The following is a 15,815-nucleotide window of genomic DNA, read 5'->3' on the forward strand; positions in this document are numbered from 1 at the left end:
AAATTAACCCCTTAATTATACCTTTTATTATTTTAAATAGTCAATTTTTATTGTGAACTTTTTCATACAATTGTGTTAACATTTTGCTTTCAGCTTCCCAAGAAAACTTTTCTTTAACTAAAGCTTTATTTGATTTTACAATTTTATCGCTCAGATCCTTATTTTGCAATAATTCATTAACAACCCTTTCAATGTCATCTGCAGATTTAGGATCGGCAAATACAGCACTTTCCTTAAATTCGCTCATCCAGTAGGTAAAATTAGACATAACAATTGGAATTTCACAAGCCATATATTCAAATGCCTTTACAGGCCAGCTAGTTAAATGATTCTGAGTAGGATGCAGGGTACACATACCAATATCTGCTATTTTCATATAGGAGTATACATTTTCCATTGGTATTAGACCTAGATATTTTGAATATTTCCATCCCTCAATTTCTCTACATTCCTTTTCAAACTCACCGCTTTCCCATTTTCCAAGAAGCCATAGTTCAGCCTTTCCATTTAAGAGGCCTACAGTCTGTATAAGTTCTTTTATACCTCTTATTTTTGTTAGTCCTCCAGCATAAATTAAAATTGGCTTCTCTTTCTCCATTTTAGCTTCCTCAGCCTTTTCAATAATAGCTAGTACAGGAAAATTTCTGAGTAAAATTACGTTTTTATTCATGTAGAATTTATCCACTATATCTGTAGTTACTGTTACAATTCCGTCATATTTTTTTGCTAAATTTTTCTCTATAAAATTAAAAATCTTAGAGATCATCTTTCTAACAAAAATATTACCTAGCCATTCTTTATTCAAGATTTGAAGTGGTACATCTTCATGTACATCATACACAACTTTTTTACCTTTTAATTTTAAAATTGAACCAATAAATAGCAGCTCTGGATCATGAAAGTGATAAATGTCTGCATTTATATCCAAGGCTTTCTTTAGAGCTTCCCATCCTTTAAAAAATATTCTATGAAATCTATTTTCATTTTTTGATAATGGAATAATATTCACTCCATTTATTGTTTCTCTTTTATCATGAGTTACAACATAAAATACCTCAAATCCGCTTTCAGCTAAAGTAGTGCACTCTTTATAAAAAATTCTATCATCTAATAAAGGATGAACTGTTGATATATGGCATATTCTCATATTATTTTACCTCCACTAGCCTTTGAAATGTGTTCATAGATTTCAACTGTCTTTTTAGCATTTATATCCCAGGTAAAATTATTAATTACACTTTCTTTAGCATTTTTTCCAATATAATCAGCTTTATCCGGATTAGAAATTAAAAAATCTATAGCTTGAACTAAGCTTTCTATATTTTGTGGGTTAACAAGCAACCCATTTTCTTTATCTATTATTGCATCCTGTATGCCTTCCCCTTGTACACCTATAACAGGTTTGCCGCAAGCCATAGCTTCAATATATACCATACCAAAGCCTTCTTGCCAGCTAGGCATACTAAAAATATTAGCATTAAACATATATTTTATTACTTCTTTGTGTTCTAACTTCCCCAAGAAAAAAATGTTCTTGTTTAAATTTAAGGAATTAACTAATTCCTGTAAGTTGTTTTTTTCCTCACCGTCACCTATTATGTAATATTTAATACCAGGGTACTTCTTAAGCAATATTGAGACTGCTTTTATATTTAAATCGATTCCCTTAGTTTTAATCAAATTGGATGCACTTACGATTCTAAATTCGCTATTATTTTTATACGTATTGATTTCTTTTCTTATCTCATTAATTTCATCTAAATCAACACCATTATTAATAACCGTCATTTTATTGTAAAAATTCTCAGTTTTAACTACTTCTTTTAATTTATTACTTACAGTTATAATTTTGTCTACGAAATTAAAAGTTTTAAATAATTTCTTTTTGCATTTCTCATTTTTAAAAATAGTATACTGTAAATCTTGGCCATGTACCGTTACCACTTGCGGTATGTTATATCTTTTACTTACTAAAATACTTGCATAACCATCAGGTAACGCAACATGAGATTGTATAATATCAAACTTAAAATTATTATAAATCTCTTTTATAGTATCTTTAATGCCTAAGTACATAAAATATCCTGAGTATTCCATAAACATTCCTTTAGGGAATTCTACATATCTTGGATAATATATTTCCACATTATCTCTAAGCTGAAATTTTGGTACCATAGAATATTTTTTCCATCTACTGCTCATTATGTTCATGGGGAAAACTGATAGCGGTATAGGCGAAATTACCTTTACTTCACATCCCTGCTTAATTAAAGCTTTCACTTGTTGATGAACAAATATTCCCGACATTTCATTAAATGTGGAAGGATACATATGTGATATTATTAATACTTTCATAATATGTGGGCTCACTTTCATAAATAAACTAATATACACATGTATTAACTATGAGTTATCAAAAGTATAGGTAGACATTATAAAAAATAATTATGTCTACCTATTAATAAATTATTATCTTTTAATATACCCAAACAAAAATTAAAGTTTGTGTATTTTTTCTCTGTTTTCTACCACATTCTTTGTAGCATTTCTAGTATCATATAAAAGTTTAGCTTTATTCACAACTTCTTGATAATCATAGCAGCTGTGATTTGTAGTTATAATGACTATATCAGCTGTTTCTAAATTTTCTTGTAAATTTACTGAAACATATTCCTTTTTGTTATGCTTGAATTTTGGAATATATGGATCATTATATATAACATTTGCACCATTCTTCTCTAGATGTTCTATAACCTTTAAAGCTGGTGATTCTCTTAAATCATCAATGTCATTTTTATAAGCAACACCAAGTAATAAAACTGTAGCGCCATTTAAAGACTTTTTGTGAGTATTTAAAAGCTTCATAGCAGTTTCCATTACAAACTCAGGCATATAGTCATTAATTTCACCTGAAGTTTCTATCAATTTAGTATGATAATCATACTCTCTAGCCTTCCAGGATAAATAAAATGGATCTAGTGGTATGCAATGCCCACCAAGTCCTGGACCTGGATAAAATGGCATGAAACCATAAGGCTTTGTTTTGGCAGCTTCAATAACTTCCCAAACATCAATACCCATTTTTTTGCAAAGAATTGCCATCTCATTTGCTAAGGCAATATTAATATTTCTAAAGGTATTTTCTAATATCTTTTCCATTTCTGCAATAGCTGGAGAAGATACCTCCATAACATCACTTTCTAAAACGCTTCTATAAAGCATTGCAGCAACTTCAGTACACTCAGGAGTGCATCCTCCTACAACCTTAGGAGTATTTTTAGTTTTATATTCTTTGTTACCTGGATCTACTCTTTCTGGTGAGAATGCTAAGAAGAAATCTTCACCACATTTAAGTCCACTTTCTTCTAAGATTGGTTTTAATACCTCTTCAGTGGTACCTGGATAAGTTGTACTTTCAAGAACAACTAAAAGTCCCCTATGCATATATTTTGCAACACTTCTAGAAGAATTTACCACATAGGATAAATCAGGTTGCTTATATTTATCAAGTGGTGTAGGAACACATATTGATACTGCATCTACATCAGCAACAAAGCTAAAATCAGTAGTAGCCTTAAGTCTGCTCCCTTCAACTAATTTCTTTAAATCTTCATCAACAATATCTCCAATATAGTTAACGCCGTCATTTACCATTTGTACTTTGCTGTCTTGAACATCAAAGCCAATAACTTCATAACCTGCTTTAGCCTTTTCCACTGCAAGTGGTAGACCAACGTATCCTAATCCAACTACCCCAAGTTTAGCAGTTTTATTTTTTAATTTTAAAATCAAATCTTCTTTTAATTTAGTCATTTTTTAAAATCCTCCTTAACCTTTGTTTTATTCAATTAAATAATTTATTGCTTTTGCCTGTTAAAGGTTGGTACTTTTTTCTCCATTAATTTATATACATCTTCGTCATCTTTATAAATTACATCTTTGAATTCTTCAATGGAATTATTTAAATAATCAATATCATAATCAGCAGGCTTTTCTACGAATATTTTTTTATGTTCCGTTGAGGTTAATGCAACTTCATCCATTAACAGTTCTTCATATAGCTTTTCTCCAGGTCTTAAACCTGAATATTCTATTTTTATATCCTTGTCTGGCTGAAGTCCACTTAGACTTATTAAATCTCTAGCTAAATCAGCAATCTTTACAGGTTCCCCCATATCTAATACAAATATTTCTCCACCTTTAGCTATAGAACCAGCTTGAATTACAAGCTGAGCAGCTTCAGGAATAGTCATAAAAAACCTTGTAATCTCAGGATGTGTAACTGTCACTGGACCACCATGTTCAATCTGTTTTTTAAAGAGAGGTATAACACTTCCATTACTTCCAAGAACATTTCCAAACCTAACGGCAACATACTCTGTTTTACTGACCTTGCTTAAAGCTTGAATAATTATTTCGCAAAATCTCTTTGAAGCACCCATTATATTGGTAGGATTTACTGCTTTATCTGTGCTTATCAAAACAAATTTCTTAACGCTAAATAAATCACTGCATTTTGCAACATTATAGGTACCTAATATATTATTTTTTACTACTTCTTGCGGATTATCCTCCATTAAGGGAACATGCTTGTGAGCAGCAGCATGAAATACAACATCAGGCTTATATGTATTAAATATAGATTTAAGCCTTTCAAAATCTCTCACAGAAGCAATGATTACCTTCATATTTAGCTTAGGATATATATAATTTAATTCCATCTGAAGTTCATAAGCATTATTTTCGTAGATATCAAGTATTAATAACTGTTTAGGATTAAATCTTGCAATTTGTCTGCAAAGTTCCGAGCCTATAGAGCCCCCTCCTCCAGTTACCAGAACTGTTTTATTCATAATATATTTATTAATATTTTCATTATTTAGTTTAACAGGTTCCCTACCCAGTAAATCCTCTATTTTAACATCTCTAATTTTGTTCATGCTTACTTTCTCATCCAATATTTCATATATTCCAGGAACGGTTTTTAACTTGCATTTAGTATTTTTGCATATCTTTAATATTTCTCTTTGAGTTTGATAGTCAGCTGATGGTATTGAAAGTATAATTTCATCCACATCATATTCTTTGCAGGTATTAACAATTTTGCTCCTATTTCCTAAGACCTTTATTCCATTAATATTCTTGCCAATTTTTGAATTATCATCATCTATTATACCTATAATATCGTAATTTAGCTCACTATGCTTCTTAATTTCCTTTATAAGCATAGCCCCTGCATCTCCTGCACCAATAATTAATAATCTAACTAACTTCTCTTCCTTTATTGTATTCCTTTGCAGACCTTCGCTTACCCTGAAGGCAAATCTAGTTCCTCCTAAAAGAATAGTACTTAGTATCCAAAATATTATATGCACTGTAAATGGAAATCTAAAATATTGATTTTCTAATAATTTATAGTTAATAAAATAACTATAAACTACGAAACCAATGCTAGTTAATGAAATTGAGTAAATTATAGAAATTAATTCTTCAACTGATGCATATTTCCAAATATGTTTATACAAATTAAAAATCGAATTAAATATTATCGTTAAAACTAACAAAGGTATAATACTCAGCTTAAAAAAAGATAAATATTCATTTGGTATATTAAAATCAAACTTTAAAAGTAACGCCGCATAAAGAGAAAATACAACTAGTAATATATCAATGAAAACGAAAGTTTTTTGATTCTTCACTTTATCACTTCCTAAATTAACAATAAGATAACAGCACTACATAAACCATTTTACAACATTTCAAAAAATATTCAACGTTTTTCTGCTATTTAGATATGTGAGCAAAATAATGCGTAAAATTAGGACAGTTTTGATAATTAACTGTCCTAATTTGAATAGGTATTAAATAACAAAAAAATATTTTAAGAAATTTATTTAAATTCGTTATATAGCTCTTTAAAATTAGGATTTTCTTTAATAGTGAGTAAATACTCCATAAATGGCTCTCTTAATTCTTCTCTCTTAAGGGCAAATTCAACTGTAGCTTCTAAGAATCCTAGTTTATCCCCTACATCATATCTTCTGCCTTCAAAATTATAGGCATACATTGCCTCACTTTGAATAAGCACTTTTAATGCGTCTGTCAGTTGAATTTCTCCTCCTTTACCAGGAACAGTGTTTTCAAGAATATCAAAAATCTGAGGTGTTATTATATACCTGCCTAAAATAGCTATATTTGAAGGTGCTTCCTCTGGTTTGGGCTTTTCAATTAGATCCTTAACCTTATACACCCTGTCTTCAATATGCATTCCCTTAACTATTCCATATTTTGAAACATCTTCAGCCGGTACTTCCTGAACTCCTAGTATAGTTGTTTTATATTCGTTAAAACAATCAATTAATTGTTTTAGGCAAGGTGTTTTACTATCTACTACATCATCACCAAGCATTACGGCAAATGGTTCTTTACCTACAAAGGTTTTGGCACAGCTTATAGCATGACCAAGGCCTTTAGGCTCCTTTTGCCTTATATAATATATATTTACCATATTTGATATATCTCTAACCATAGTAAGCAATTCCTGCTTATTATGAGTTTCTAATTCTTGCTCTAATTCTACAGATTTATCAAAGTGATCCTCTATAGCTCTTTTATTTCTTCCAGTTATTATTAGTATTTCTTCAATACCTGATGCAACTGCTTCCTCAATTATGTACTGTATTGTTGGTTTATCTACAATTGGCAGCATTTCTTTAGGCTGTGCTTTTGTAGCTGGTAAGAATCTTGTACCTAGACCAGCGGCTGGTATAATAGCCTTTTTAACTTTCATATACAGTTCTCCCTTCAAAATAAGTGATTCAAACAAATTATATTCTAATAAAGCTAAAATTACAAATAACTATTGTATAATTCTTAATTTATTAATATATGTTTATACATAATTATTTTTCTAATAGGGCAGCAAGTTTTACAACTATTTCATCCTTGCTGTCAAGTTTCTTTGCAATTTCCAAATGGTTTTTGGCTTGCTTTAAATCTCCTGCATCCATATAGCACATAATAAGATTAGTACATATCTCAACTGACTTTGTTGCTTCAAAAGCTTTTCTTAAATATAAAATAGCTTTATCAAAGTCACCTAAAGATGCATAATTAATTCCTAATTCATTTACTACTTCTACTAAGGCATCGTCTATTTCTAGAGCTTCATTTAAGTAGTATATGGCCTTTTCGTAATTTTCTAGTATTCTGTAACCTACTGCTATATTAAAAAATAGGGCAGCATTATCACTATACTCCTCTAATAGAGGTATAAGAAGCTTTAAAGCTTTGTCTGGATCTTCATATAAAATGCTCTTTCCTTCTTCATAATTCACAATACTTTTTAAAGAATGCATAAGCTCAATTATTTCAGAGGTTTTTATGCCGCCTTTAGAAATATAAGTTGTTATTGAAAGTAAAGCAGCTTCATAATCTCCATTATCCTTATTAATTAAAGCTTCATATAAATATGGAATAGAGAAATTTTCTATTTCCTTTGCTTTTGTAATTATAGACAATTCTTCATTTGTAAAATCTTTATCTTTTTCTCTTAATATTTCTGCTAAGAAAATAAGCTTTTCATAATTTTCCTCATTCTTTTCAACATTCACTAAGCCTTTTATAAAAATATAGGCATCTTCATAGTTTTCTTTATTAATTTCATTAAAAACTAAATTTTTAATGTAAGAAATTGCACCATTAAAATTTACAATCATATCTAAATAAATATGATTATATTTAAATTTTTCATCTATGCCCAATACGTAGAACATACCTTCTAAAAAATTATTAATTGAAATTTCGTTTAAATTATTTCCTGATTTAATATCAGCAATAAGCTTACTGGACTTTATAGGCATATATGCATTTTCTTCTAAAAAAACATTAAATAATGTCATGAGCTTATTCTTGTTAATTTCTAAAAATAAAACAGAAGATAATCTCTCTGAAAAATATGACTCCATAAATTTACCTCTTTACTATTATTATTTACTGCATGCAAGATTTACTATCTCAATAATACTATTTTTGAATTCATCTAGCTTTTTCTCTGCATCCTCTTCACTCTGCCCTATACAAGAAAGATATATCTTCATTTTAGGTTCAGTACCTGAAGGTCTTACTACAAACCAGGAATTATCCTCTAAAATAAACTTAAGTACATTAGATTTAGGTAGATTAATAATATTTTCCTTAATACTTATCAAATCTTTTTCAATACTTAATCTATAATCCATTTTCTTTATAATTTTTGTACCATTAACTCTTGACTTCATAGAATGTCTTAAAAATTCAAGAGCTTTTTCTATTTTTTCTTGTCCTTCCTTGCCTTTAAGTTCAATAGAAATCAAGCTTTCTTTATAATATCCATACTTGTTATATAATTCAATTAAAGCGTCATATAAACTCATATTTTTAGTTTTATAAAAAAGTGCCATTTCACTGATTAGAGTTGAGGCTATAACTGCATCCTTGTCCCTAACAAAATCACCTGCTAAATACCCAAAGCTTTCTTCAAAACCGAAAATAAAGTCTTTTGTATTGGTTTCTTCAAAATCTTTTATCTTTTCCCCTATATATTTAAAACCAGTCAATACATCTATTATTTCCACTCCATAGTTTTCAGATATTCTAGCAGCAAGTTCTGAAGTTACAATAGTTTTAATAATTGCTCCGTCCTTTGAAAGCTTATCCTTTTCTTTTAGTGAATTCAAGATATAATTTGATAATAATACTCCAGTTTGATTACCTGATAAAACCCTATATTCTCCATTATTGTCCTTAACTACAACTCCTATTCTATCGCAGTCAGGATCAGTACCAAATATAATATCGGGCTTTATTTTCTCTGCCATTTTAAGAGCTAATTCAAAAACCTTAGGTTCTTCAGGATTTGGATAGGCTGCAGTTGGGAAGGTTCCATCTGGCGTTTCCTGCTCCTTAACTACAAATACATTTTCATAGCCAAGTTCCTTTAGAACTCGTCTTACAGGTATATTACCACTACCATGAATAGGAGTATAAATTATTTTTAAATCCTTTGCTCTAGCTTTAACTAATTCACTCCTTAATGTAAGACCTTTTACTCTTTCAAAATAGCTTTTATCAACTTCTTCACCGATAATATTAAGATATCCCCTCTTTACTGCCTCTTCCATAGAAATACTTCTAATCTTATTGAAGTTATCTACTTCATTTATATAATTTAATATTTCCTTTGCAGCTTCATCAGTTACCTGTCCACCATCTTCTCCATAAACCTTATAGCCATTATAAATTTTCGGATTATGAGAAGCTGTTATAACAATACCTGCCTTTGACTTTAATAACCTTACAGCATAGGATAACATAGGTGTAGGCCTTAAAGCGTCAAAGAGGTTTACTTTTATACCATTACCGCAAAGTACCAATGCTGCAGTCTCAGCAAACTCTTTGGACATAATTCTACAGTCATAAGCTATACTTACAGAAATATCATTCTTGTACATATTTAGTAAATAATGTGCTAGACCTTGAGTTGCCTTACCAACAGTATAAACATTCATTCTATTACTTCCAGCAGCTATGATTCCTCTTAAGCCGCCAGTACCAAATTCTAATTCTTTATAAAATCTATCTTCCAATTCCTTTTCATCAGTTATATTCATTAATTCTTCTTTAGTTTTAGTATCAACTTTTTTTGAACTAATCCATAATTCATATTTCTGTCTATAATCCATAAACTCCCTCCTGTATTCCAAACCATGCACACAATGATTATTAAACATTGTGCCTCTCGAATGTAAGTAAGTATTGTTTCATTTACTTATTTACGCTTGAACAACATCTATATTATACTATAAAATTTAGGAAATAGACTATATTTTTGTATCTTGAACTTTTTGGCTATAATATACTTTATTTTTTAAACCTATTATAAATTTTTTCATCATTAACTACGGCTTACTTTTTTGAAACATTATACATTAAAAAAGAGTAATATAAAGTAAGTCTACAATATGGTATTCTTACTTTATATTACCCCTTTAAAGTAAATAAGCTTAAAATTTAACTAATGAACTAGTTAGCCTTAAGATAGATATTAAAACTTCAGGTGGAGACGCTACTCCATCTGAAGCAAAAATTTCACCTAAAGTTCTATACTATTAACTTCCTGTGGAGTATCATTTACTATAGTATCAGTATTTGCATCTGTTATAGCTGCAATAACAGTATTGGGATCCTCCATCAATGTTATTTCCTTTGAGAATTCAATATTAGCAATTCTATAGGTTTCTCCAAAATTTAAATTTGAAACATCCACGCTAATTGATTTAGGGAGGTTGCCGCCTTTACACTGAACTTTAATCTTATTTTTCTCCTTATGTAAGATTGCACCATTACGAGTTATTTGACTATCTCCCACAAAAACAAGGGGAACATCTGCAACTACAACTGTATCCTTTGATAGTTCCTCTAAATCTATATGTATAAACTTACGACTAACAGGATCCTTTTGGACTTCTTTAATAAGCGCCATATGATCTTTGCCATCAATCTTGATATTTACAATTCCATGCTCACCATTTTTAGATAATTCCTTTGTAAGCTCTAACTCACCAATTTCAAATAGCATATTGTTAATATGATTCCCATAAAGTATTCCAGGCACCTTACCGCTTCTTCTTACCTTCCTTGCTTCATGAGATGTTCTTTTTTCTCTAGAATTTGCATTTAGCATTTCCATATTTATCACTCCTGTATTCCTTTAAAGTATTAAGCTTAGCTTCCTACTTTTTCTATTATTGCCATTGCTAAAATTAATATACATTAGAGAATATAGAAGATTATTATGGAAATAGTAATATTTATTGAATAATATTATAAAAAATCGTATTGCATATTGCATTTGAAAATCATATACTTTATAATAATATTGGTTTTAAGAAAACCAGGTAGACCTTTGATGCCTCAAGGCATACAGACATATTATTGAAAGAAGGTGCTTATGCGCGGTGTATAAGTTAGATCAAAATCAAACACCACTTTTTGACGCTCTTATGGAGTATGTAAATAGGAAAACAATTCCTTTTCACGTTCCTGGCCACAAGAAAGGTAATGGAATGGATGAGGAATTCAAAAATTTTATTGGAGAAAATCCTTTAAAAATTGACGTTACTGTTTTTAAATTAGTTGACAGCCTGCATCACCCAACAGGTCCTATTAAAAAAGCACAGGAATTAGCAGCAGATGCCTATGGTACTGAAGCTTCCTTCTTTTCTATGCATGGTACATCAGGTGCAATACAAGCCATGATTATGTCTGTGGTAAGTGATGGTGATAAAATAATTATACCAAGAAATGTTCACAAATCAGTTACAGCTGGAATTATTTTAAGCGGAGCAATTCCTGTTTATATGCAGCCAGAACTAGATAAAACAGTTGGTATAGCACATGGTGTAAGCCCTGAAACTGTTAAAAAGACATTAGAAAGCAACAAAGATGCAAAAGCGGTTTTGATTATTAATCCGACTTATTATGGAGTTGCAACAGATATTGAAAAGATAGCTGACATCGTTCACAGTTATGATATTCCTCTAATTGTAGACGAAGCTCATGGTCCACACCTTGGTTTTAATGAAAAATTACCTATGTCTGCCATCGAAGCAGGAGCTGATATCTGCGCTCAAAGCACACATAAAATTATTGGAGCTATGACTCAATGTTCTTTGCTTCAAGTTAATTCTAAAAGAATAGATAAAAATAGAGTTCAGCAGGTACTTAACCTTTTACAAACTACATCTCCTTCCTATGTACTAATGGCTTCCTTAGATTGTGCAAGAAGGCAGATTGCTTTACATGGTAAAGAACTTTTAGATAGAACTATTGATTTATGCAATTATGCAAGAAATGAAATAAATAAAATACCTGGCCTCTACTGTTTTGGTGAAGAAGTTTTAGGAAAGCCAGGAGCTTTTGCCTTTGATCCTACTAAAATAACTGTAACCTGTCGTGATTTAGGCATAACAGGTTACGATTTAGATATGATATTATCTAATAAATACCATATTCAAATGGAGCTTTCAGATTTATACAATGCTCTAGCTGTAGGTTCTTTTGGTGATACAAAGGAAAATATAGATAAGCTTCTAGAGGCACTTCGGGAAATAAGCAGTGAATACTTTGGAAAAGGTGATAGAAAATCTGATTTCATTGATATACCACCAATTCCAGAACAAATTCAAAGACCTAGAGAGGCCTTTAACAGTGTAAAAAGTTCAACGGCATTAAGTGAAAGTATTGGCATGATAAGCGGTGAGTTCTTATTGGCTTATCCACCTGGAATCCCAGTACTATGCCCTGGTGAGAAAATAACAGTAGAAATTATTGATTACATTGAAAAGCTAAAAGCAGCTGGATTATACGTTCAAGGAACTGAAGATCCAAAGGTTGAATATATTAATGTTGTTAAACCTGAAGATGCTGTTTATATTAATGTAGAATAAACTTAAAGCTGAGCATTTTTTATGCTCAGCTTTTTATTATCCTCTTATTAAAGATATCCTTTTTTCAATTTTATCTTTATTTGTATTATTTAAATACTTTAAATATTGGCTGCTGTTCATTTGTAAAACACTTCTATATATCGAAATTAATCTTTTAAAGTAGGAAAGCTCATCACTAATCTTTATAAGCTTACCAACCATATTTTTCATTGCCCTAACGCCCCATTTTTTTCTAATTTTTTCAGCTTCTTTCCTAACTTCTTCTATACAATCTCCAATGGAAGCTACATTTAAAACTTTTTCAAAGTTTATCTTTAACACCTCTTCATAATATGGGTATAATTTATTAAAAAGTTCAACGTTAAAGATTGAATCTTGATCACTTAAGGTTTTAATATTGCTTGATAATTCCTCTAGTATAGAATTACTTTTTTCATCTAAATTATAATTTTTTATAAAAATACTCTTTACTCTCTCAGCAGCATAAACCTTTTGGGTTAATAGAAAATCTAGACCATCAGAAATTTGTTTAACCTTCTCATTATCCCTTGTTAAGTCAGCTTTAGTCTTTAGTGTAGCTAATATTCCTTCTGTTTTATCCTCGCTAAAAAACATTTCATAAAAAAAACAGAGTTTAGCTAGTTCTGATATGATAGTTTTATCTGTAACTAAATTATTTTCATCATCAAAGTATAAGTATCCTTTAACCTCTTTATTAAACTTAAAGAAACTATTTTTATAGAAAATAACTTCTTTATATAATTTAGCATTAACTTCTATAGCCCCTGAAATCTTGCATCCTTCAGCAGGCTTTAAGTATGGGCTTATTTCCGCATTCACTTTATCAACTTCATTATAACCAAGCATCGCAACTCACTCCTAAGTGTCAATAAATTAGTTTTGTTTACATAAAATATTATAACAGAGAATTTTTCTTTCTGAAACTAATAAAAAAGGACTATTTTAAAATAGTCCATTCTTTTATGCTTCCATACCTGCGGTAAGTGCTCTTAAATTAAGCTCTATTGCTTTTGGAGGAATAACTCTTTCAATAGCATCCTTCCAGTTTATATTATCTAACTTCATCGCCTTTATTACAGCCCCTAATAGCACTACATTCTGTGCTTTAATATTACCTAATTCTTCTGCTATTTTTGCTGCATCTACAATAATTGTATTGTAAACTGCTGCCTTTAATCTTTCGTTTAAATTCTCTGGATATTTATCCTTTCCTATTAAGACAGTAACAGGGTGGATTTCATAATCGTTAACTATTAAATGCCCATCTTTTTTTAAGTAGTCAATATACCTTGCAGCTTCACTTTTCTCAAATGCTACTATTACATCAGCCTTTCCCTTTTCAATTAAGGGTGAATATACTCTTGAACCGAATCTGACTTGAGTAGTAACACTTCCCCCTCTTTGTGCCATACCATGAACTTCTGACATTTTTACATCAAGTCCAGATTTCATAAGCCCCTCAGAAAGCAGTTTAGAAGCAAGAATTGTGCCTTGCCCGCCTACACCAACAAACAAAATACTTTTAACATCCTTCATTTTACTCACCCACCTTTTCAATAGCACCAAACATGCATACTTGTTTGCACAGTTCACAGCCATTACACATATTTTTGTCTATACTTACAACGTTATTTTTAAAGGAGAGTGCTGGGCACCCTGTTCTTAAGCAAGCTTTACAGCGCTTACATTTTTCAGGGTCAATGATACATTTTAAATTTGACCTTTTCTTTTGAACCTCTTTTATTAGTGCACAAGGCTGTTTAGTAATAATTACATAAGGCTCACTGCTGTTATATGCCTCCTTAACAGCATTTTCTGTATCCTTTAGTATATATGGATCTACTATTTTTATATTTTCTTTTTTAATACCACAGGCAAGCACTATTGCTTCTAGATCCACTTCTGGTGCGGGTTTTCCCTGAAGAGTTCTGCCTGTTCCCGGATTTTCTTGATGTCCTGTCATGCCAGTTATTCTGTTATCAAGTATAACTGTTACTATTGGACTATTGTTATAAACTGAATTAATAAGCCCTGTAATACCAGAATGGAAGAAAGTAGAATCACCTAAAAAGGCAAATATTTTATTACTTCTGTCTGCCATTAAATTAGCCCTTTGTATACCGATACCTCCTGATATAGAAGCTCCCATACAAATAACAGTGTCAGCAACATTTAATGGCGGCATCATACCAAGTGTATAGCAGCCTATATCACTAGTTGAAATAATATCCTTATATTTTGATACAGCATAAAATATTCCCCTATGAGGGCAGCCTGGACAAAGTACTGGAGGCCTTGATGGAGGCATAATATCTGTATTAAAAAAAGCTTTTGATTCCTCACCTAAGATATTTTTTCTAATAATATCTGGATTTAATTCCCCACAGATTGGTATGAGGTCTTTACCTATACAGTTTATTCCCATTACCTTTATTGCATTTTCAAGATATGGTTCATTTTCCTCAATAACATATAGCTTATCTACTTTTTTAGCGAAGTCATCAATAATCTTATCTGGCAGCGGATAACTCATACCAATTTTTAAATATGAAGCATCTTCCCCAAATACTTCCTTTGCATATTGGTAGGATATGCCACTAGTTACAATCCCTATTTTTTTATTTCCAAGCTCTACTCTATTTAAATCTGATGTGTTTGAATACTCTCTAAGTGCTTCAAGTCTATCCTCGACTTCATAATGTTTCTTTCTTGCATTAGCGGGAATCATAATGTATTTTTCTGTGTTTTTTGTATAAGGCTTAATTACAGTTTCTACTTTTTCCCCTAATTCAACTATAGTTTTGGAATGAGATATTCTTGTTGTGCTTCTAAAAAGCACTAGTGTATCAAACTTTTCACTTATTTCAAAGGCTATTTTCATAAAGTCCTTACATTCCTGTGAATCAGAAGGTTCAAGCATTGCAACCTTTGCATGAGGTGCATATAACCTATTATCCTGTTCATTTTGTGAGGAATGCATACCTGGATCATCTGCCGTAACTACAACAAATCCACCATTAACTCCTTCATAAGCCATCGTAAACAATGGATCTGCAGCTACATTAAGGCCTACATGTTTCATAGTAGTTATGCTTCTAGCTCCCCCTATTGATGCTCCTGCAGCAACCTCAAAGGCAACCTTTTCATTTGGTGCCCATTCAGCATAAACGCCTTCATAGGTTGCAAAATTTTCAAGTATTTCTGTGCTTGGTGTACCTGGATAAGCTGAAGCTATAGTACATCCAGCTTCATAGGCTCCCCTAGCCATTGCTTCATTACCAGTCATTATGACCTTCATAAATAAAC

At 30.9% G+C, this 15,815-nt stretch carries 12 protein-coding genes; 1 reads left to right on the forward strand and 11 read right to left on the reverse strand.

Going from position 1 to position 15,815, the window contains the following annotated elements; translation table 11 throughout:
- Nucleotides 1-40: 40 nt before the first annotated feature.
- The 8 genes from ACJDUH_RS17060 to ACJDUH_RS17095 form a co-directional block, all read right to left on the reverse strand.
- The gene (locus ACJDUH_RS17060; RefSeq protein ID WP_406766414.1) at nucleotides 41-1,147 is read right to left on the reverse strand and encodes a glycosyltransferase; all 1,107 of its coding nucleotides are present in this window, start codon (nucleotides 1,145-1,147) and stop codon (nucleotides 41-43) included.
- Nucleotides 1,144-2,355 (reverse strand): glycosyltransferase, encoded by a 1,212-nt coding sequence (locus ACJDUH_RS17065; RefSeq protein WP_406766415.1) that lies wholly within the window; start codon nucleotides 2,353-2,355, stop codon nucleotides 1,144-1,146. Before ACJDUH_RS17065 ends, ACJDUH_RS17060 begins: the two co-directional genes overlap by 4 nt.
- A gap of 141 nt (nucleotides 2,356-2,496) precedes the next feature.
- Nucleotides 2,497-3,813: a nucleotide sugar dehydrogenase gene (locus ACJDUH_RS17070; protein ID WP_406766416.1), complete on the reverse strand. Its 1,317-nt coding sequence runs from the start codon at nucleotides 3,811-3,813 to the stop codon at nucleotides 2,497-2,499.
- A 44-nt stretch (nucleotides 3,814-3,857) separates the two neighbouring features.
- Complete coding sequence (locus ACJDUH_RS17075) at nucleotides 3,858-5,699, reverse strand: polysaccharide biosynthesis protein (RefSeq protein WP_406766417.1); 1,842 nt, start codon at nucleotides 5,697-5,699, stop codon at nucleotides 3,858-3,860.
- A 191-nt stretch (nucleotides 5,700-5,890) separates the two neighbouring features.
- Complete coding sequence (gene galU, locus ACJDUH_RS17080; protein ID WP_406766418.1) at nucleotides 5,891-6,790, reverse strand: UTP--glucose-1-phosphate uridylyltransferase GalU; 900 nt, start codon at nucleotides 6,788-6,790, stop codon at nucleotides 5,891-5,893.
- A gap of 112 nt (nucleotides 6,791-6,902) precedes the next feature.
- Complete coding sequence (locus ACJDUH_RS17085) at nucleotides 6,903-7,967, reverse strand: tetratricopeptide repeat protein (protein ID WP_406766419.1); 1,065 nt, start codon at nucleotides 7,965-7,967, stop codon at nucleotides 6,903-6,905.
- A 21-nt stretch (nucleotides 7,968-7,988) separates the two neighbouring features.
- A complete protein-coding gene (locus ACJDUH_RS17090; protein ID WP_406766420.1) occupies nucleotides 7,989-9,722 on the reverse strand; it encodes a phospho-sugar mutase in 1,734 nt (577 codons plus the stop codon).
- 410 nt (nucleotides 9,723-10,132) lie between these two features.
- The gene (locus ACJDUH_RS17095; RefSeq protein WP_406766421.1) at nucleotides 10,133-10,729 is read right to left on the reverse strand and encodes a 50S ribosomal protein L25; all 597 of its coding nucleotides are present in this window, start codon (nucleotides 10,727-10,729) and stop codon (nucleotides 10,133-10,135) included.
- Nucleotides 10,730-10,997: 268 nt separating this feature from the next.
- On the opposite strand from ACJDUH_RS17095, the gene ACJDUH_RS17100 reads away from it, so the two are divergent.
- Nucleotides 10,998-12,488, forward strand: coding sequence for an aminotransferase class I/II-fold pyridoxal phosphate-dependent enzyme (locus ACJDUH_RS17100; RefSeq protein ID WP_406766422.1), 1,491 nt, complete (start codon nucleotides 10,998-11,000; stop codon nucleotides 12,486-12,488).
- A 36-nt stretch (nucleotides 12,489-12,524) separates the two neighbouring features.
- On the opposite strand, the gene ACJDUH_RS17105 is transcribed toward ACJDUH_RS17100, so the two are convergent.
- The 3 genes from ACJDUH_RS17105 to iorA all read right to left on the reverse strand — a co-directional run bounded on the left by ACJDUH_RS17105 (nucleotide 12,525) and on the right by iorA (nucleotide 15,807).
- A complete protein-coding gene (locus ACJDUH_RS17105) occupies nucleotides 12,525-13,355 on the reverse strand; it encodes a hypothetical protein (protein ID WP_406766423.1) in 831 nt (276 codons plus the stop codon).
- A gap of 114 nt (nucleotides 13,356-13,469) precedes the next feature.
- Nucleotides 13,470-14,045 carry an indolepyruvate oxidoreductase subunit beta gene (locus ACJDUH_RS17110; RefSeq protein ID WP_406766424.1) on the reverse strand — a complete coding sequence of 192 codons (576 nt, stop codon included), beginning with the start codon at nucleotides 14,043-14,045 and terminating at the stop codon, nucleotides 13,470-13,472.
- A 1-nt stretch (nucleotide 14,046) separates the two neighbouring features.
- A complete protein-coding gene (iorA, locus tag ACJDUH_RS17115; RefSeq protein ID WP_406766425.1) occupies nucleotides 14,047-15,807 on the reverse strand; it encodes an indolepyruvate ferredoxin oxidoreductase subunit alpha in 1,761 nt (586 codons plus the stop codon).
- Between the last annotated feature and the right edge of the window lie 8 nt (nucleotides 15,808-15,815).

It is taken from the genome of Candidatus Clostridium radicumherbarum, assembly GCF_045310525.1.
Taxonomy (GTDB): Bacteria; Bacillota; Clostridia; order Clostridiales; family Clostridiaceae; genus Clostridium_AT; species Clostridium_AT radicumherbarum.

Excerpts from the sequence above, each read along its gene's own strand:
- ACJDUH_RS17060 (WP_406766414.1), bottom strand. The coding sequence starts at position 1,147 with ATGAGAATATGCCATATATCAACAGTTCATCCTTTATTAGATGATAGA.
- ACJDUH_RS17065 (WP_406766415.1), bottom strand. The coding sequence starts at position 2,355 with ATGAAAGTATTAATAATATCACATATGTATCCTTCCACATTTAATGAA.
- ACJDUH_RS17070 (WP_406766416.1), bottom strand. The coding sequence starts at position 3,813 with ATGACTAAATTAAAAGAAGATTTGATTTTAAAATTAAAAAATAAAACT.
- galU (WP_406766418.1), bottom strand. The coding sequence starts at position 6,790 with ATGAAAGTTAAAAAGGCTATTATACCAGCCGCTGGTCTAGGTACAAGA.
- ACJDUH_RS17085 (WP_406766419.1), bottom strand. The coding sequence starts at position 7,967 with ATGGAGTCATATTTTTCAGAGAGATTATCTTCTGTTTTATTTTTAGAA.
- ACJDUH_RS17090 (WP_406766420.1), bottom strand. The coding sequence starts at position 9,722 with ATGGATTATAGACAGAAATATGAATTATGGATTAGTTCAAAAAAAGTT.
- ACJDUH_RS17095 (WP_406766421.1), bottom strand. The coding sequence starts at position 10,729 with ATGGAAATGCTAAATGCAAATTCTAGAGAAAAAAGAACATCTCATGAA.
- ACJDUH_RS17105 (WP_406766423.1), bottom strand. The coding sequence starts at position 13,355 with ATGCTTGGTTATAATGAAGTTGATAAAGTGAATGCGGAAATAAGCCCA.
- ACJDUH_RS17110 (WP_406766424.1), bottom strand. The coding sequence starts at position 14,045 with ATGAAGGATGTTAAAAGTATTTTGTTTGTTGGTGTAGGCGGGCAAGGC.
- iorA (WP_406766425.1), bottom strand. The coding sequence starts at position 15,807 with ATGAAGGTCATAATGACTGGTAATGAAGCAATGGCTAGGGGAGCCTAT.